At 53.1% G+C, this 19,948-nt stretch carries 8 protein-coding genes, 1 other RNA gene and 1 pseudogene; 3 read left to right on the top strand and 7 right to left on the bottom strand.

The features are described 5' to 3' along the window. Positions 1-7 precede the first annotated feature (7 nt). A complete protein-coding gene (locus AC5JPW_RS20785) occupies positions 8-1,321 on the bottom strand; it encodes a TolC family outer membrane protein (RefSeq protein ID WP_494243905.1) in 1,314 nt (437 codons plus the stop codon). Between the two features lie 101 nt (positions 1,322-1,422). Beyond that, positions 1,423-13,647, bottom strand: a complete 12,225-nt coding sequence (locus tag AC5JPW_RS20790; protein WP_494242981.1) for an Ig-like domain-containing protein — start codon at positions 13,645-13,647, stop codon at positions 1,423-1,425. Positions 13,648-14,224: 577 nt separating this feature from the next. Here AC5JPW_RS20790 and ssrA point away from each other — a divergent pair. Together ssrA and AC5JPW_RS20800 are read left to right on the top strand one after the other, a co-directional pair. Next, positions 14,225-14,587, top strand: a transfer-messenger RNA (tmRNA) gene (gene ssrA, locus AC5JPW_RS20795). Between the two features lie 142 nt (positions 14,588-14,729). Beyond that, a pseudogene (locus AC5JPW_RS20800) lies at positions 14,730-15,124 on the top strand (integrase arm-type DNA-binding domain-containing protein); the annotation flags it as partial. Between the two features lie 234 nt (positions 15,125-15,358). On the opposite strand, the gene mmuM reads toward AC5JPW_RS20800, so the two are convergent. The 4 genes from mmuM to cspE form a co-directional block, all read right to left on the bottom strand. Then, the gene (gene mmuM / locus AC5JPW_RS20805; protein ID WP_494242982.1) at positions 15,359-16,291 is read right to left on the bottom strand and encodes a homocysteine S-methyltransferase; all 933 of its coding nucleotides are present in this window, start codon (positions 16,289-16,291) and stop codon (positions 15,359-15,361) included. Further along, a complete protein-coding gene (gene mmuP / locus AC5JPW_RS20810) occupies positions 16,278-17,678 on the bottom strand; it encodes an S-methylmethionine permease (protein ID WP_494242983.1) in 1,401 nt (466 codons plus the stop codon). The genes mmuM and mmuP overlap by 14 nt, the downstream gene beginning before the upstream one ends. A 189-nt stretch (positions 17,679-17,867) precedes the next feature. Further along, complete coding sequence (gene ymcF / locus AC5JPW_RS20815; RefSeq protein WP_494242984.1) at positions 17,868-18,053, bottom strand: cold shock small protein YmcF; 186 nt, start codon at positions 18,051-18,053, stop codon at positions 17,868-17,870. A 12-nt stretch (positions 18,054-18,065) separates the two neighbouring features. Then, positions 18,066-18,278, bottom strand: a complete 213-nt coding sequence (gene cspE / locus AC5JPW_RS20820; protein ID WP_494242985.1) for a transcription antiterminator/RNA stability regulator CspE — start codon at positions 18,276-18,278, stop codon at positions 18,066-18,068. Positions 18,279-18,695: 417 nt separating this feature from the next. On the opposite strand from cspE, the gene AC5JPW_RS20825 reads away from it, so the two are divergent. Further along, positions 18,696-19,256: an Ail/Lom family outer membrane beta-barrel protein gene (locus tag AC5JPW_RS20825; RefSeq protein WP_494242986.1), complete on the top strand. Its 561-nt coding sequence runs from the start codon at positions 18,696-18,698 to the stop codon at positions 19,254-19,256. Between the two features lie 46 nt (positions 19,257-19,302). On the opposite strand, the gene AC5JPW_RS20830 is transcribed toward AC5JPW_RS20825, so the two are convergent. Next, positions 19,303-19,947 carry a hypothetical protein gene (locus tag AC5JPW_RS20830; protein WP_494242987.1) on the bottom strand — a complete coding sequence of 215 codons (645 nt, stop codon included), beginning with the start codon at positions 19,945-19,947 and terminating at the stop codon, positions 19,303-19,305. Between the last annotated feature and the right edge of the window lies 1 nt (position 19,948).

Here is a 19,948-nt window from a genome sequence, read left to right on the forward strand (position 1 = left end):
TAAGCGCTTATAGGGCGGGCAGGTCATCACCCACGGTACGACTGCGCTCAATGCCCAGCATGTCGAGTAAATTATCGGCGGCCCCGGCATAACGCACAGCCGCGTCCCAGGCGTCATAGCGGGCCACAATCGAAGAGCTTTCAGCCTGAAAAACATCCTGTTCAATGCTGAGGAGGTCGTTCAGGCTTCGCTTACTCAAGCGATACTCATCCCGGTAGACGGCCCTGGCACGGTTAGCACTAATCATCTGTGCGTCTCCCGCCTGCTGGCGCTGCTGAGCGCCGACCAAATCTGCCCATGCGGTTGCCGCACGCTGGTTGATATCCAGCTTGCTGGCCTCTATCGCAGCCTGAGTACTGGCGCGATCGCCCTCAGCCGCATCGACCCTGGCACTTACCGCCCCCCCCTGGTAGAGAGGTGCGTCCACCACCAGTTGCACCTGGTCATCCCAGTAGCTGCTGTTTTCATTTTCATAACGCGTTCTGCCTGCCTGGACGGAGACCGTCGGCCAGTGCTGCGCCCGTGCCTGACGAATGCGATCCTGGGCGGCTAACTGTTTGGATTGTGCGCTGCGCACGGCATTACTCTTCTCGTAAGGAAGGGATTGCAACGTTATCTTCTGTTGCATCAACGAGTCAGGAAGATCGGGGAGAGAGTCAGAGACCACGCCTGTCAGGACGCTGAGTGCGGCCTGTGCCGTGCGCATTTGTGCTTCGTAGGTGGCGAGCGTGGCATTCAAACCGGCGATACGTGACTGAGCCTGTAATCCATCTGATTGCGAACTTAACCCAGCACCAGCACGAAGATCGGCCATCTCCTGCACGCCTTTGAGCGACACAATATTGTTACGTGCCGCCTGAGCCAGAGCCTGATAGCGTTTAACCTGCAGGTAATATTGCAGGGTCTGCATACCGACTTCGTTTAAGGTGTTATAGAGATCGTAACGGTAAGCGTCCGACAAGTTATGCTGCTCGTCGATGCTCCCCCCGGTTTTGCCGAAGTCATACAGCAACTGTTTTAAAGTCACGCCACCGGAGCCATTATTGTTTAACGACCCTGCGGAATCTGTTCGGTGAGAGCGCCCCACATTCCCCTGCAATGAAACCTGCGGGAACCAGGCACTTTCTGCCTCGCTAAGGTTGGCTTTACCCACGCGAATTTGTGCAGCCGCCTGGGCTATTTTTGGATTTCGCGCGAACGCACGCAGGATCGCTTCCTTGATTGTGAGTTGAGCCTGAAGCTGTTCACTCGGCGCTGACTGCCAACGAAATTGCGCGTCATCACTTGCTGCTGCCATAAGGCTCGTAACGGGCATGACCATTAATAACAAACATACGGCACGTTTCATTAATCCACCTTAGGATTGCCCGTGGTGATATTGTCTCTTTTCCGCCTCTTCCCTGAGGCAGTATCCCCTTACTCTTAAACCATATTGACGTGCAGGCCATGCTGGATAAGCACATCGCTAAGTGTATTGACCTGCGAACTGTTGTGATAAATATCGAACTGCACACCATCCACTTCGCGCTGTCCTGAAATGGCCCAGGTATCATTCGCCCCGTGCTTGAGGTTTATCTGGTCACCCACAGTCCCTTTGATCAGCAAATCGTCTTCCGGTTTGTCGGTGATGGTGAGTGCCTCGTTCACGTCCAACGTGACGCTGTTGGTGCCCGATTTACCCAAATCAATCACTTCAATGTTGTGGACTTTGCCCGCAAGGTCGATCAGATTCAGCACCAGGCTTGCACCATCCAGCACCAGGGTATCGGTTCCGGCTCCGCCGTCGATTTCAGTGAATCCAAGTGTCGACAGGTGAATGGTGTCGCTCCCCGTGCTACCGTGCACGCTATCCCCGCTTTGACTGGTTCCATCAGCCAAATCGATACTAAGGCCACCAATTGTGTAGGCGGTATCCGTTGCCGCTACGCTTTCTGTTGTGGTGCTTTCCGTGGTCGTAGTCGTGGTTGTCGCCGCCGTCGTCGCATGCGCGGTGGTGGTCGCTGTGCTGTCCGTTGTCTGGGCTGTGGAATCCGAACTTTCCACTGCACTTGTTGCCATCAGTGAGAAGGTCGCGGCTTCCGCCATCAGCGAAGTGGTACCTGCTGGCGGCGTTGTGGTCGGATTTCCCCCACCTAACCCGACGTTGAGATAACCAACGTTACCTGCGACATCAGCGGCATAGAGGTTAATGATGGTGCTCAGCGACAGGATCTTCGCCAGATCCAGCCCAACATCGAGCTGCGCAGACCATTTCCCGTCAGAACCCACAATGGCCGTTGACGTCGCCAGATTCACCAGATTGAGGTGAACAATAGAACCCTGGCTGAGATTAGTTGAAGAACCGCTGATCGTCAGTTTTACCGACCCTACCAAACCTAGCAGGACGTTAGTCAACAGGCCGACCACGTTGGTCAGCGGCGTCATGCTCAGCGTTGGCTGAGTATATTTCACCTGTACGTCGGTAGAGGTTGCCGTGGTGTTGCCTACGCGGTCTGTTACCGACACCCCAACGGTGGCCGTACCGTTCGACAAACCTTGCAGCAGCGATTTATTGACCGTCGCCGTCCAGTTACCACTAGCATCCACGGTAGCATTAAGCTGCGTCCCTCCCAGGGTCACCACAACCGTAGAGCCGCTGACGACACCACCAATCTTGCCGCCGATGACCTGTCCATTTGCTGCCTCGCTGATGTTCAGGTAACCATCGTTACCAAACAGTGAGGTCAACGAAATTGTTGGCAGGTTGTGGGTGATAACGTCCACGGCTCCGGCAACCGTCGCCAGTTTACCGGCGGCGTTGGTGACTGCGACGCTGACAGCCTGGGAGCCGTCGGTCAGAGCGCTGAGATCCGCTTTTGGTACCGTAACACTCCAGCTACCGTCAGCAGCAACTGTCGTGGTGTAACTTTTCCCGCCAACGGAGACTGAAAGCGTTGTACCGACTGCATTCTGGCTGGTACCAATAATGGTCTGTGCGACACCGACATCGGCAAGGTTCAGGGCACCGTCACCAAACAGAGAGGTGATGGAGACCGTCGGTGTTGCCTGAATCGCAACGCTGGCGTCCTGGGAGATAGTCGCAACGTTACCCGCCACATCCGTGGCTTTGACAGTCACCTGCAGATTGTTCGTGCCGTCCTGCAAATTTTGTAGTGACAGAGCAGGCACGGTGATTTGCCACTGCCCGTTTGCACCAACAGTGGTATTGAAGGTCAGGGCCCCGACAGTCACCACAATTTGCGATCCCACTGCCAGGTGCGTACTGGTTCCGGAGAGGATAGGGTTAGTCAGCAGATCGACCAGGTCAAGAATGCCGTTACCAAACAGCGGGTTAAGGCCAACCGTCGGTACAGCTTGCACAATGGCGTTAATCAGTTGGCTACCGGAAACGGTATTCCCTACGGCATCCGTTACCGATGCCGTAACCGTCATCGCGCCATCCGCAATCGATGCCAGCACGCCCGCTGACAGTGCCAGCGACCAGGTGCCATTCGTGATTGCCGTCTGGTACGTTGTGCCGCCGACAGTCACTGATACCTGACCGGATGTCAGCCCGGTGACGGTACCGGAGATAGTCTGGGCTGCCAGTGCTTCGGTATGGTTCAGATAGCCGTCATTACCGAACAGGGAAGTAATCGCCACCGTTGGCAGGTTTTTCAGCCCTACCGTCACCGCTGCACCTGCGGTGGTTGAAACGTTACCGTCCGGGGTAGTGATTTTCACCGACGGTGTGAAGGTCCCATCTGCCAGGCTTGCCAGATCGGTAGGCGTTAAACCGATTGAGAAGCCGCCGGATGCGTTCACCACCCCGCTGAACACTTTCGTACCGATAGTCACCTGTACCGTTGAACCCAGCGGTGCATTGGATACAACACCGGTAATCGTTTGGTTAATCAGTGAATCGGCGACATTTAGCAGCCCATCACCAAACAGCACCACGCTGTTGAGCACCGGAGCCACCAGATCGATTTTGATAGTACCGGTTTGAGTAGCAGGGTTGCCGTACTGATCAGTGGCCGTAATGGTTACGGTCTGGTTGCCCGTACCCAGCCCTTGCAAGACCGACTTCACTGCATCCGGCAGATTCACCGACCAGTGTCCGGTGTTATCGACGTTGGTCGTGAACGCCGTCGCACTCCCAATCTGGATAGTCAACGTGCGTCCAGCGAGGTTAGTCGCCGTACCGGTCAGTAGCGCATTGGTCAGCTCAGGAATACTCAGCACACCATCACCAAACAAGGCATCCAGCGAGATAGCAGGCAGGTTGTGGCTAACCACCGTAAAGCTGGCATTGGAATTAACGACGTTGCCATATTTATCGGTTACCGCAACACCGACCGTCGCCGTACCATCCGGTAATGCTCCGAGTAGCGTGGACGGAAGATTGGCCGTCCAGTTGCCAAGGGCATCGACGGTGGCATTAATTGCCTGTCCGCCAAAATTAATCACCACCCCGACAACATTACTGACATTGCTGACGGTCCCCGAAATGACCTGTGTCGCCCCGCTCTCTGCCAGATTGAGGAAGTTATCACCGGCCACCAGCACGTTGCTCACCACGGGTAGATTGGTCAATGCGAGACCAAAATCGACCGTTTTATAGGTCGTGTTACCGTTAGCATCCACCACATCAACACGCAATTGCAGCGTATTGGTCACCAACCCTACCCAGATAGACGGCGGCAGTGAGAAGGAGTAGGAACCATCTGCCGCGACCGGAATGTTATTGAGGGTAAAATTGGCTCCCGCAATCGTCAGTGATACTTTCGCGCCCCGGTAGTCGCCGTTGATATGCCCGGTGAGTGTTTGTGTTACCAGCGACTCAGCCACATTCAGGATGCCATCGTTAAATACCTGATCGACCGCCACCCCAAGACCCGCGTTCAGCGCAACATTGAGCGAGACACTGTTAGTAGAGACGTTGCCCGCAGCATCTTTTGACGTAATGCTGACCACCTGAGGGCCATCCGTCAGTGAAGAGAGGTCCAACTGCGGGAAGGTGTAACTCCAGGTACCCTGTGGGCTGACGGTACCGCTCCAGGTGAGTGGCCCCAGTTTGATTTCAACCGTGTTACCCGGTTCCCCCTGCCCTTGCACCACAACACCGGACGCCATATTAACGGTGCTCAGAACTGCCGGGATCCCCAGCGTATTGACCTGCAACAACGGCGCAACGCTGTCGACGGTAAAAGTCTGCGACGCATTAGTCTGATTGCCTGCCGGGTCGCGAATGGTGGCATTAATGGTGTAACTGCTGTTACCCAATGCAGACATATCTGCCTGCGGTACCTCTACTGACCAGACACCGGCGGCCACCAGCGCTGAGTAGGTTTTGCCATTCAGGGTAATGGTGACCAGGCTACCGTTAGCATCGGAGGTTCCGCTAATCGTTTGAGCGACACCTTTCTCCGTAGCGTTCACCAGATTATCCCCGGCAAACGCACCCACGGTTAATGTTGGCGCAAGGGTATCAACAACGACCGTTTGCGAGGCTGAAATGGTGGGCTGAGCATTACTCTGTACGGTGAAGGTGTAAGTCGTGTCCGACAGAGAAGCACGCGGGATATCAAAGGTCCAACTGCCATCGGCATTGACTGTCGCGGTGCCCAATGGGGTGGAACCGTTGAAAATAGTCAGCGTGGTGCCGACCAGGTTGAAAGCGTGCCCCGACAGATGCAGATTGCCATTGGTAAATTCACCGGCATTGACGTAGTTATCCCCGGCGACCAAATCCATATTGACGGAATAGGTCGGCGGCGTCAGGTTGAGGGTCAGCGTACCGCCGTTGCCTGCCGTTCCCCCAATGTTGCCCGCTTTGTCGATCCCCTGCACCGTGACTTGCCCGGCCTGCAATGTGGCCATCTGCGCTGGCGTTAACAGCAGAGACCAGCTTCCATCCGCCTGTACGGTGGTGGTAAAGACACTCCCCCCCGTAAAGGTGACCCGAATAGTGTCACCCGTTTGCAAATGGGTGGATGTCCCGGTAATTGTCTGGCTGGTCAGGCTTTCGGCATAATCGAGCACGTTATCACCGGCAAACTGCGTGCCGACAGTCACGGTCGGATTATCCAGCAGTAGGGTCACGGTGGAGGTGGCGGTATTAATATTGTGCGCACCGTCCTCAACCGACACGATAATGCTCTGTACGCCCCTGGCCGTGACGGTGCCCCAGGCGGTGGCATCCATCGTCAGCGACCATTGCGTGCCGTTGATTGTTGCATCAAAGGTCTGGTTGCCAATGGTCACCTTGACCACGGTTCCGGTCGGGTAAGAGGTGGAGAAGGTTCCGCGCAGCACAGTACCGGCAGTCACTTCTGCCGTGCTGACGTAGCCATCACCAAATACAGGTGTGGTGATCGTCACCGCAGGTGGGGTCAACGCAACCTGATAATTGGTGGTGCTGGTGTTGCTGTTACCGTATTGATCCTGGGCATAAATGGTTATCTGATGCTGCCCCGCGGTCAGCGATTGCAACGAACCTGCCGGTAAGTTCACCGACCAGTTACCGAAGGTATCCACATTGGCGGTATAGGTGATGCCGTTGACATCAATTTTCACCGTCACATACTGATTCGCCCCGGTAGCGCCGGTTGTCCCTGCAAGTGTCACGGCCCCTGCGGCTTCCGTAATGTTGAGGATACCGTCACCAAACGGATTCGTAATGGTCGGTGCAGGCAAGCTGGTGTGAACCGTCACGTTTGGCGTGATGGCAGGATCTGGATTCGTTGATGCGGAGTTCCCCGCGCGATCGGTTACTGTCACGCTAAATGCCAGAGAGGAATTATTGGTCAGTGCAGCCAGATCGGCCTGCCCGACCGTCACCACCCAGTCACCGTTGTCGTCCACCGTGCCGATATAGGTTTTGGTTCCCAATACAACGGATACTGTTTGTCCTGCCCCCGTGACGCCCGTATTCCCGGTAATCAGTTGATCGCTCAACGTCTCACTGGCACTGATGGTGAAATCACCAAATGGCGTGGTGTAGTTTGCCTGCGGCAGGTTATGAGTAATAACTTCAAAACTGCCTTGCCCGCTGGATTGGTTACCGGCGATATCCGTCACGGTAATGCTGACCTGCAACACCCCATCCGGCAGCGCCTGCAGAGTGGCGCTGTCTAAAGGCAACGACCAGCTACCATCTGCGTTAATGGTTGCGGCGACCGCCGTTCCATTGTTGATACTGACCATCACGGTTTTGATCAACGCAGCTGTCAATCCCGTCTGACCGCCAATCGTCTGTCCTGTATTCGCCGTTGCTTCAGCATAACTGAGGATGCCGTCGGTAAACGGCTGCGTCAGTTCAGGTTCCGGCAACGTATCCGTACGCACATTAATCGCGGTTCCTGTGGAAACGGCAGTATTGCCCGCACGGTCAGTAACTGAAACCTGCACGCTGTGGGTGCCATCAATTATCGCGTTCAACTGCTGTGGCGTCAGTGTTACCGTCCAGTTGCCGTTTATATCAACGGAACCGGTATACTCCTGCATGTTATCGAGGATGATTTTGACCGTCTGCCCTGGCCCCGCCTGACCGGTCGAACCTGTCAGTTGTACGCCTGCATTGGCTTCCGCCTGGCTAAGGATATTGTCATCCCCGAACAACGGAGGAACCAATGCCGCTGTTGGGCGTTGCAACACCACGTCCAGATTACCGTTAACCGTCGCCGGGTTGCCCCAGGCATCCTGCGCCGTCACCGTTACGGTGAATTGCCCGCTGGTGGTCAGAAGCCCGGCCCCTACTGCGACCGACCAGGTATTCCCGGATACCGTGCCAGTGAAAAGCTGACCATTAATATTCACAGTCACGGTTGAGCCCGTGGTCAATCCGCTTGCCGTCCCTGTCAGCGTTGCACCGTTGGCCGCTTCGCTGATGCTAACGATGTTATTACCGAACATGGTGTTAAGCGTGATGCTCGGCCCACCGAGCGTTTTCACGTTGATACCCACCGTCTGGGAACTGGCATTCCCCTGTGCATCTGTACTGGTGAATGTAAGTTGTGAAGAACCTTGCGGCAGGGATTTCAGGTCGGTCGAAGAGATTGCCATCGACCAGGTCCCGTTCTGCTCTACCACCGCAGAGAGCGTTTTACCGTTGATCGTCAGCATCACTGTCTCACCCGCCGTACCAGTGCCATTGACCTGTTGATCGACGGCAGCTTCGGCAATGCTGACTCGCGAATCACTGAGGAACGAGTTGGCGATATCGACAACCAGGGTCGGCGCGCTGGTATCGACGGTGACATTGTGGGTAGCGCTAGCTGGGTTTTGTGCCGCATCGCTGGCTGATGCGGAAATAACGTAAGGCGCGTTTGTCGGCGTATCACTGAGCGCCTGGACATCGGCACGTGGCACCGTGATGCTCCAGCCACCATTGCTGCCGACGCTGGCAGGATAGGTTTGGCCATTAAATAGCACGGTAATCACCGTACCGGCGGCGAGATGTGTCGACACCCCGGTAATATTCAGAGGCTCGTTATGCTCAATGGCGTTAATCACATCATCCTGCGCCACCGTATTAATAGTGATGGTCGGCTGTGAGGCTGGTTGCGCCACAAAGGTTACACCGTGGTTAGCCGACGCGCTGTTACCCGCCACATCTGTCACTGCTGCGGTGATGACCTGGGCACCATCAGGCACATTTACCAAATCTGTCGAAGGCACATTTGCGGTCCATGTCCCGTCAGCCTGCACGATAGCCGTGTAGGTTTTGCCATTCAGCGTCACAGTGACCGTTTGCCCCTGCTCCACTCGCACCGACGTACCCGTGATAGACAGTGTTTGGCCCGCTTCACTGGCATTAATAAAATCATCACCAGAGACTTTCCCAATCTGCACCAGTGGCGCATTCGCGGGCGAAGCATCCAGCGTAAAGCTGGTGGTCTGCGTGTTGCTGTTACCGGCGTAATCGGTGATGGTCACTTTCACTGTAACCGGGCCATCCGGTACGCCTGCCAGTGCCCCCGCAGGCAAGGTAATGCTCCAGGTTCCATTGGCCTGCAGAATGGCGTCATAGTTCTGACCATTGACCAGCACGGTAATGGTCTGGGCATGCGCCGCATCATAAACACCTGTACCGGTAATATTGACGGCACCTGCCGCCTCTGCGCTGTTAACAATGTTATCGCCGGTAACCGAATCGATAGAGACAGTCGGCGCAACGGTATCCACTATCATTGGCGTGGTGGCAGTACTCTGGTTACCCGCCGCATCCGTGGCCGTCACGGTGACGGTGTGGCTGCCCGGTGTGAGTGCGCCAAGTTGCGCTGGCGTCATTGGCAGCGTCCAGTTGCCGTTGGCATCGACAGTGGCCGTCAGCAGCGAACCATTATCGAGTCTGACCGTTACCGTCTGCCCTGCCCCCACCACGCCGGTATTACCGCTGAGGCTGCCACCTGCAGCCGCTTCTGCAGCATTCACCACGCCATCCCCAAAGGGGGCATTGATGGTTGGCTGCGGCAACGTATGGGTGATGATGGTGAACGAGTGTTCTCCGGACACGGCTTTGCCGTCCACATCCACCGCCGATACCGTGACTGTCGCGGCGCCATCGGCAATCGCAGCGGCTGCAGCGGTGGGTATAGTCAATTGCCAGAAACCACTGGCATTGACCGTGGTGGTGTATTGCACGCCACCCAGGGTAATGGTGACGGTGCCGTTTTCAGGAATACGCACCGACGTACCACTGATCGTCAAACCATCGGCAATATCAGCAGCGCTGATTTTGTCATCGGATTCAACCGGGTTGATAGCGATAGCGCTGACAGTGGTATCAACGTTAAAGGAATTGGTAACCGTTTGAGAAACATTACCCGCCGTATCCGTCACCGTAACGGAAATGAGATAGGTGCCATCCGTCAGGCCGCTTACCACACTCGGTGAGACGGCAATCGACCAGCCACCGTCTGCGCCCACGATACCCGTCAGGGTCGTGCCGTTAAGGTTGATCGTCACCGTTGCACCCGGTTCCGCCGGTACGGTTTTGCCGCTCAGGCTAAAACCGGTGCTCAACTCAGCAGAATCAAGTGTGTTATCAACGGTAACCGGGTTCAGGGTGACGTTTGGCGAAGTAGTGTCGACATTAACATTACGAATAACCGACGTGGTGTTACCGGAGGCGTCGGTCGCCGTCACCGTGTAAGAGCTCAGCCCTTGCGCCAAACCACTCAGTACACCGTTGCCCAGTCCAATACTCCAGCTTCCGTTAGTCACAATCGCGCTGTAATTCGTACCGTTAATGGTCACCACAACCGACGCTGTATCCGCTGAAGTAGTACCGCCCAATGACACACCGTTGATCACGTTGTTGGCATTCAGGACATCGTTGCCATTGAGTGGTGTAATCGACAGGGTCGGCGGCGTTTTATCAATGGTGAAGTTAACGTTACTGCTGTTGCTGTTACCGGCGACATCAGTCGCCACCACAGTGATGGAGCCAGGACCGTTGCTCAGGCTCTCCATCGCCCCTTGTGGCAAGGTCACCGACCAGGTGCCGTTGTTGTTAACGACACCGATATACTGCTGGCCATTGAGTGTTGCCACCACGGTCTGACCGGCTCCCGTTACCCCCGTCGTCCCGGTAATGGTCTGGCTCTGGCCGGATTCCGCCAGGTTCACAATCCCATCGACAAAAGGTGTGTTAGTAATCACTACTACCGGCGTGTGGATCGCTACAGTGAAATTGTGGCTGTCAATCACAGTGCCATTTGCTGTCACCACCGTCGCTTGGATGGTATGTGCACCATCGGTTAATGCACTGAGAGAGGTGGAATTAATGAACGTCTGCCAGGTGCCATCCGCCTGAATAGCCGCTAAATAATTGACGCCATTCAGTGAAATCGTCACGATGGTGCCGGCCGGTAACCCGGCGCTATTACCCTGGACAGTCAATCCACCCATTGCCTCACTGGCGTTCAGGTAGTCATCACTGGAGATAATGCTGATCGCGATTGCATCAGCCGCGGCATCGACATCGAAGCTGGAATCAATGGTACGAGTCTGACCATAGGCATCGGTCACGCTGACCGTCAGATTATGCGTACCATCACTCAGTTTTTGCAGCTCAACGGCCGGTAGCGTGACCTGCCAGTTGCCTAACGCATCCGTTACCCCCTGATACGTGCCACTGCCCAGCGTCACCGTCACAATACTGCCCGCTTCCGCATTTGAAGTGCCGTGCAGGATCTGATCGACTTTCACTTCTGCCGCATCCAGCGAGTTACCGTCTGATAGCTCCAGCACTCCAACCTGCAACGCAGTGGTTTTTACGCTGACCGTTTGTGTCACCGTAGTGGAGTTCCCGGCAGCATCAGTGAGCGTGACCGTCAGCGGGTAATTCCCCGTTTGTAACTGACCCAGATCCGTTGATGACAATGCCAGTTGCCAGTTGCCGTCGCTGCCAATCACGGCGGTATAGGTTTTGCCGTTCAGGGTCACCACCACCGTTTGCCCCTGTTCACTGACGGCGCTAATGCCGCTCAGCGTTTGGTTTTGCGTCAGCTCGGCACCATTGAGTTTGCCGTCAGTTGTCAGTGGCAATACGGTAAGCGGAGGCGGAAGTGTGTCGACAGTGACGGTTTGTGTCACGGGTGTCGAGTTGCCCGACGCATCGCTGGCATTGACCGTGACAGTCAGTAAGCCGTCCGGGATACTCTGCAAATCGCCGGCAGGAACGGTGACTTTCCAGTTACCATCATTATCCACCGTCGCCTGGTACGTTTTCCCGCCCACCTGGACAGTGACGTTTTGCCCAGTACTGGTGACACCAGTGTTACCACTCAGTACCTGATCCTGGATTTTTTCCGCTGCATTGAGATAGCCGTCACCAAATGGTGGGTTGATGACAGGTTCAGGCAGATGGTGGATCTGCACATTCAGGGTATGGGTATCCTGCGCGAACTGAGTATTGGTGCTGACGGTCGCCGTGATCACGTTCGGCCCGTCCGTCATTGCCAGCAAATCAGCCGAAGGAATACTCACACTCCAGCGGCCAGAAGCATCAATGTTGGTGACCTCATAATCCTTACCATTGACGCTCACGGTAATGGTGACACCTGGTCCCGTAACTGTCGTGATACCGCGAACTTCCAGTGGGTTTGCAGCCTCGCTGACATTGAGATAATCATCCGTTGAAAGAATGGCAATAGCGATACCCGGCTGCGTGGTATCTACACTAATCGGGACCGTTCTGACGATAGTATTGCCGTCGCTATCATTGACCGTCACAGTGAGCGTGTTATTATCTTGTGAAAGCGCCCCCAGGTCTCCCGCAGGCAGGTTTACTTTCCAGGAGCCATCTCCCAACACGACGGCATAATAGGTTTTGCTCCCCAGCGTAATTGTGACAATTTGTCCGGCAGGGATGTTGATGGTATTACCTGAAAGAGTCTGATTAAGCAGAACTTCAGCAGAGTTGATGATGTTGTCGCTGGCGACCGGGTCAATAGTAATATTCGGGGTAGTAAAATTGGTGCTGACCGTTTGCTGATCCTGTGTGACGTTGCCTGCAAGATCGACGATCCGATAATTGATGGTATAACTTTGGCCATCCTGCAATGCGGCCATATCCGCATGCGGAATGCTCAGTTGCCAGTAGCCATTTGCATCGACGATGGCCGTGTAATTCTTACCGTTTAACGTGACGGTCACCGTACTTCCCTGATCCGCTACGCTTGCGTAGCCGCGTACCAGTTTATCAGCTTCAGTCAGTTCAAGATCGACGACATTCCCCGTCGCAAACTGAGTGAGAGACAAGGCTGGCGGAATAGTATCGACAGTAAATTCGTTGGATTCGGTCACCGTCCTGCCACCGGGGGTAGTGATGGTGACATTAATGGTATGTACACCCTGGGAAAAAAGTGCCAACGTCGAAGGGGGTAACCAGACCACCCAACTGCTATCGCTTTGAACTACCGTTGTCCAGGTAAAGTTCCCACTTCGAATAACAATCTGGCTGCCTGCATTCGCAACATCCGTGGTGCCAGAAATTGCCTGAGATACCAGAACATCATTCGAGTTCAGCATGTTGTTGGTGCCAATAACTGCAAATCTGAGTACAGGTGTGCCAGGCGAGCCAGGATCGGTTCCGCCGTTGCCTGGATCCGTTCCACCATTACCGGGGTTACCTGGGTCAGTGCCACCGCCGTTATTACCACCACCACCACCACCGCCACCGCCACCACCGCCGCCTGCGGCAGCGGCAATGCCTGCGATACCCGCGACGGCTGCCAGTCCACCAAGTACGGCCATCGCTGAAATTCCGCTAGCACCTATCAGCGAGCCCAGAGCGACATCTGCATAGGTTGGCACGATGGTTTCAGCAACTGCCGGCCCCGCTTCAGCGGCATATGGGAAGGCCGCATGGTGCGTACCGAGGCTATCTTCAAAGATCAATTGGCTGTGCAGCCCATCGGAATCAAGGGTAAAGAAACTGTTATAGCGTACCGTCGTTCCATCCTTCATATGGACAATCAGGTCATTTCCTTGACGCTCATAGTAATTAACGGTTTCAGGAGAGGCATTAACACGGACGACACTGGTTTCCGTAAGGTTGACGACACGATCGCTACCTTTCGCATATTCCGCAACAACGTCACCTGTTTTCTTATTAATTACGTCGGTGGATCCTGGAAGGCTGCTTTGCGTGGACATATATTTCACCTCAAGTACCAGAGCAATATTATCGGTATCGCTGGCAAATATTAAAGCGCAGGAATCCCCGCACCGCATTTCTGCTGGCGATATAAATAGGTTATGCTATGTAATTTCAAAACAACACATAAGTGGCTGATTTTATATAATACTTACCCTTTCATCTCTTTTGTCTTGTTTAATGCCGGGTTAAATAAAGATATAATCAAGGTTCAGGTTTTAGGCAAACTCCTATTTCACAATTTGTTGTAAAAATTCCGAATACAGAATATATCAGCAGGTTATCCCTCCCTCATTATTTAGCCACGCTTAAACAAAGCCACCAATCAGTAAATAGAATTTAAATAATCATACATAGATATAAATTAATGCAGCTATACATGATATATCACCAATAATACAATCGGCATATTTTGCAATATGTAGGTACTTTCGTTTCCTTAGGGAATAAAACTGGTGGCAAAGACAAGGCAGCGCTGATTGCTCAGACTTTAAGCAATCGCAATGGATGAAAAAGTCGTGCATATATGGACTGGTGTGCCGCGTCACAAATCTGTTATACTTACCAACACACTTAGGGGCTGATTCTGGATTCGACGGGATTTGCGAAACCCAAGGTGCATGCCGAGGGGCGGTTTGCCTCGTAAAAAGCCGCAAAAAAATAGTCGCAAACGACGAAAACTACGCTTTAGCAGCTTAATAACCTGCTAAGAGCCCTCTCTCCCTAGCTTCCGCTCTTAAGACGGGGATCAAGAGAGGTCAAACCCAAAAGAGATCGCGTGGATGTCCTGCCTGGGGCTGAAGTGCTAAAACTAATCAGGCTAGTCGGGTAGTGGCGTGTCTGTTCGCAGGTGCCCGGCGAATGTAAAAACTGACTAAGCATGTAGTACCAAGGATGTAGGAATTTCGGACGCGGGTTCAACTCCCGCCAGCTCCACCAAAATTCTCCATCGGTGATTACCAGAGTCATCCGATGAAGTCCTAAGAGCCCGCACGGCGCAAGCCCTGCGGGCTTTTTTGTGTCTGCAATTTGTCCCGCGAAGTCCGAAGAGAACTAATTAAATCCGAACCTTTTAGTCTCCATGGCAAGAAAAACCAAGCCGTTAACCGATACGGAAATCAAAGCTTCCAAACCTAAAGATGCCGATTACCAGCTGTATGACGGTGACGGACTTACTCTGCTAATCAAGTCCAGCGGTAGTAAGCTCTGGCAGTTTCGCTACATTCGCCCTGTCACCAAGAAACGTGCAAAAAAGAGCACAGGTCCCTACCCGTCAGCTACCCTACTGATGCTCGAAGCTATCGGGCAGAATCCCGTTCTCTCCTGGCGAAACAGATCGATCCACAGGAACATCAGCAAGAACAACTGCGTAGTCCGCTTGAAGCTAAAACTTTCCAGCTCGTAGCTGAACGATGGTGGAATATGAAGAAAGCCAGTGTTACCGAGGACTATGCCGAAGATATCTGGCGCGATCTGCCCCCGGTGTATCAGGTAGATAATGTCTGAAAGTGCCTCATGCACCTCTGGACGCGACGAGCGTTCTCTGACCGGGAAAGTGGGATGGTTATAGAGTGCGTTGACCTGCTGACGACTGATGTTGGCGGCCAAAGGAAGACATGGTAGGGACAATCCGCCTGGAACAGGTGAAAAGGTAAAGCCCGCATGGCGCAAGGCCATCCGGGCTGCAGTAAAAAATTAAATTTACCTTGATTATTTAACGGAGGTCAGCGCTGCGATATCTTTCGGAGTGGTACGGCAGCAGCCACCAATCAGCTTCGCGCCCGCATCCAGCCACTGTGGTAAATACCCCGCCAGGGTTTCACAGGCTTCGCCATGATGGTGCCAGGTTTTGGTCACCGCATCGTAGTGCTCACCGGAATTCGGGTAGACCACCAGAGGCAGCGCTGTGAGATGTTGCAGCGATTTCAGCGCCGCAGTGGTGTTTTCCAGCGCGATACAGTTAATCCCCAGCGCCACGACCTGTGGGTAATTGGCCAGCAGCGCAACCACCTCGCGCAGAGGCGTGCCATCGCTCAAGTGCTCGCTATCACGTAAGGTAAAGGAGAACCAGGCGCGGGCGCGAGGGTAGTCGGTCAACAATGTTGCCAGTGCTTTGATCTCAGCAAAGGAAGGCAATGTTTCGCAGGCCAGCAGATCCGCCCCAGCGTTCAGCAACGCGTTTACACGCGGCCGATGAAAGGTAATAAATTCATCCTGACGGCGAACATAATCACCGCGATACTCAGAACCGTCGGCGAGATAAGCACCATAAGGCCCCACCGAACCTGCCACCAGCAGCGTGCCTGCAATCGGGTTTTCAGCCAGATACGCTTCCCGCGCCTTACGGGCCAGCTCCACACTTTTGCCAATCAGCACAAGCGACTGGGCTTCATCCAGCCCACGAGCAGCAAACCCGGCAGGCGTCGCCTGGTAACTGGCGGTGATAGCCACCTGCGCACCGGCACGGAAATAATCAAGGTGCACTTCACGGATGAGCGCCGGGTTTTCCATCAATACTTTAGCGGACCACAGGCTATCGGCGAGATTACATCCGCGCGCTTCCAGTTCCGTTGCCATCGCCCCATCCAGCACCACAAACGGCTGTTTTTCGAGGATTTGGCTCAGCGGATTATTCTGCGACATGTTCAGGCTCCTGCTTTTTCTGGGATTGAGTCAAGAAATAGGCACCATAACATACGGCAACAAATGGCAGTCCACACCAGAGGGCAATTCTCTGACTCGGATCGAACGCCAGCCCCACGCAGGCCACCAGGCAAAGCACAAAACCCAACACCGGCACCAGCGGATACCAGGGGGCACGGTACTGCAATTCATCAAGAGATTTGCCCGCCTGAAGGTGGCGACGGCGGAAGACAAAATGCGAGGCGCAAATGCTTATCCACACTGCTACCACCGCGAAGCCAGAGATTGCCGACAGGGCGACAAACACCGTATCCGGTGCAATTACGCTTGAAAAGAGCGCCAGCACTCCGCCGAGCATAGAAACGGACAGCGCCGTAAGGGGCACCCCGTTTTTGTTAACGCGGGAGAAGCAACGCGGCAGTGTTTTTTCATTCGACAGCGACCACAGCATGCGCCCGGAAGCATATAACCCGGAGTTCGCCGCTGACAGAATGGCCGTCAGAATCACGAAATTAAAGATATCAGCGGCGTAAGGAATACCGACCTTTTCAAACACCAGCACGAACGGACTTTTCTCAACGCCGGCTTGTTGCATCGGAATCAGTGCCGCGAGCACAAAAACGGTGCCAATAAAGAAGATAATTAAGCGCGCAATGGTCGTACGGATAGCAACCGGAATCACCTTATGCGGGTTTTCAGTTTCCCCGGCGGCAATCCCAATAAGCTCCGTGCCGGAGAACGCAAAATTCACCGCCACCATGGTCATCAGAATGGGCAACCCACCGTTCGGGAACCACCCCTCGGCGGTGAGGTTAGCCAGCCCTGGCGCGGGAGAACCATCCTGCATCGGGATAAAACCAAAAATGGCGGCCCCACCAAGAATAATAAAGGCAATGATGGTGATAACTTTCACCAGCGAGAACCAGAATTCACCTTCGGCAAAGAAGCGAGTTGAGATAACGTTCAGGGCAAAAATGACCACGCAGAAGACCACACACCATACCCAGACCGGCACCAGTGGGAACCAGTACTGCATACAAAACCCGGCAGCCGTAAAGCTTGAACCCAGCGCTACCGTCCAGGTCAGCCAGTAGAGCCATGCTACGGTATATCCGGTCGCTGGCCCGAGATAACGGCTGGCGTAAACATGAAATGCGCCTGTTTCCGGCATCGCCACCGAAAGCTCGCCCAGACACTGCATCACCAGCCAGACGACCAGTGCGCCAATAAGATAAGCCAGCAGCGTACCCGCCGCTCCGGTGGTTGAAATAATGTAACCCGTGTTAAAGAACAGCCCTGTTCCAATGACGCCGCCCAGCGACAACATGATCAGATGGCGGGTTTTCATGGTGCGCTGCAACTGCCTGGTTTCTTGTTGTGTTTGCATATTACCTTCTAAACGTATGGACATCTAAACATCCAAAGAAGGTGTGTTATACCGTGATTGTTAACAAATTGCCAGAGAGGGGAAACGCACTACAGGGGATAAAAAGCATAAAAAAAGCCACCGGCAAGGCCAGCGGCTTCTCTGTTTCGTCCTGGAATAAGCCTCGCATAGCGCGGGCTTATTCAAAAATTACCGACAGTATTCAGCCAGTTTGAGCGCGGGACGAACCATTGGGGCGTGAAAATTAACATTTTCAATCATGTTGCTTTTGCAAAAAATACATTTTGCGCCATGGGGATTACGTTCGTTCACATCATAAGGTGAACTGCGGAATTGCGAACCATGGCAGGTAGGGCAACGAAGGTGCAAACTCATACTCTATCCTCCTTAACGTGCTACCACATTCACAGCTGACGGGCCTTTCGGGCCGTTTTCAACTGAGAACTCCACTTCCTGATTTTCGTTTAATGTACGGAAATCATTACTTTGGATCGCAGAAAAATGCACAAAGACATCTTTACTGCCATCTTTCGGGGAAATAAAACCAAACCCTTTTTCCGGGTTAAACCACTTAACTACACCAATCATTTTAGTAGACATTCTTTTACCTGATAAATTCATTTGAGCCCTTTGGGCCATACAGGGTCCGAATACAGATTAATCAGAGCTTACAATCGGGACTCAAAAGAAAAGGTAGCGATGACACTTCAAAATGAGGGGATGTACTGAGATGCTTTAGATAGGTCTGTGTATCAAACCGACAGCCATTAACACACGCCCACCAAAATAAAGCAAGCACTATTTATAACTTTTTTTATTTTTCCTTTTTCATCACTTCGCTTCGCAACTACCAAATTTCAGGATAGAGAAAACAGACCTTTAGGATTATTCCCCATTTTCACTTCTGGCAAAAAAACCAACAATTTTAGCCGATTACTGAATGCAGAAATATTACGTAACTTATCGCCAAATGATTGGGCGAAATTGACATAAATATGTGAATAAGGATGACGGAAAATGACTAAAATCTCTCTGGCGATATTACTCGCGGCAGGCCTGACAAGCGGTGCAGTTCTTGCAGAAAACCACACGTTTTCTGTAGGTTACGCACAAAGTAAAGTGCAGGACTTCAAAAACATCCGCGGTGTAAACCTACAATATCGCTACGAATTTAATTCCCCAGTTAGCTTCCTCGGTTCCTTCACATATATGAAAGGCGATGAAGATCAGAATTATTATGTCGACAATGATTCCGTACATAACCACGTTGAAGCAAAATATTATTCCCTGATGGTTGGTCCGGCTTATCGTTTTAACGAATATGTTTCTCTTTATGCGCTGGGTGGTGTCGCGCGCACCAAAGCAGAAGGCAACACCACCTGGAATAATTACGGTGACGGCTATGTGGGTCGCGACAGCATCTCTGAAAAATCTACGTCATTCGCCTATGGCGCAGGTATCATCATTAACCCAACTGAAAACTTCTCTATCAATGCAGGTTATGAAGGGACAACTGCCGACCTTAATGGCGATGTGAACATTAATGGCTTTAACGTCGGTGTGGGTTATCGCTTCTGATAAACTGATTCTACGCCAGGCACATATTGCCTGGCGTAGCTAATGCTTACTCCGGCAAATCAACCTGAGCAGAAAATATCTCATCAAAAATCACTACAGACTGTTCAAGCATACTCAGCACGTCACGCAGGGGTGAAAACACTTCATGCTCATGGGGAAATGCACCATTTTCCTGCCAACAAGCAGCGACCAGAGAGGGATCCAGTTTGATGGGCAAAAAGAATGTGCCTTGAGTGATATCTCTGAATTTCAGCGCGGTTAGCTTTTCCTGACGCTCAGCAGTCAAATGCGTCGTAAGATAAAGATTGCGCTTCTTTACTCCACCAAAATATTTATCACTCAGGATAAATTTAAAACCGAATTCACCCGCTTCAGTGCCACAACGGGTCAATAACGCGAGCAGAAAATCGTATCCTTCCCTGGCAGTCGAATGGCACTCAAACCAATATTTATAGGTCTTTTCTTCTACGCGCCAGCTTTTCGGTGCGATCCATGACTCTTCTTTATTTTCGTAATCCGCATCTTCATCCCAGCCCAATGAATTCGCCATACGATTGACACAGAGATCAAAACCCTTCCAGAAGGCGGGTTCTATTTGTTGTTCAAAAACCACCGTAGCCTGATTAAAAAGTGCAAACTGCGTCAGTAATAAGGTGCCAGCCTGACGTTCTTTTTCGCTTAAAAAAGCCATA

This window comes from Phytobacter sp. (assembly GCF_059074235.1).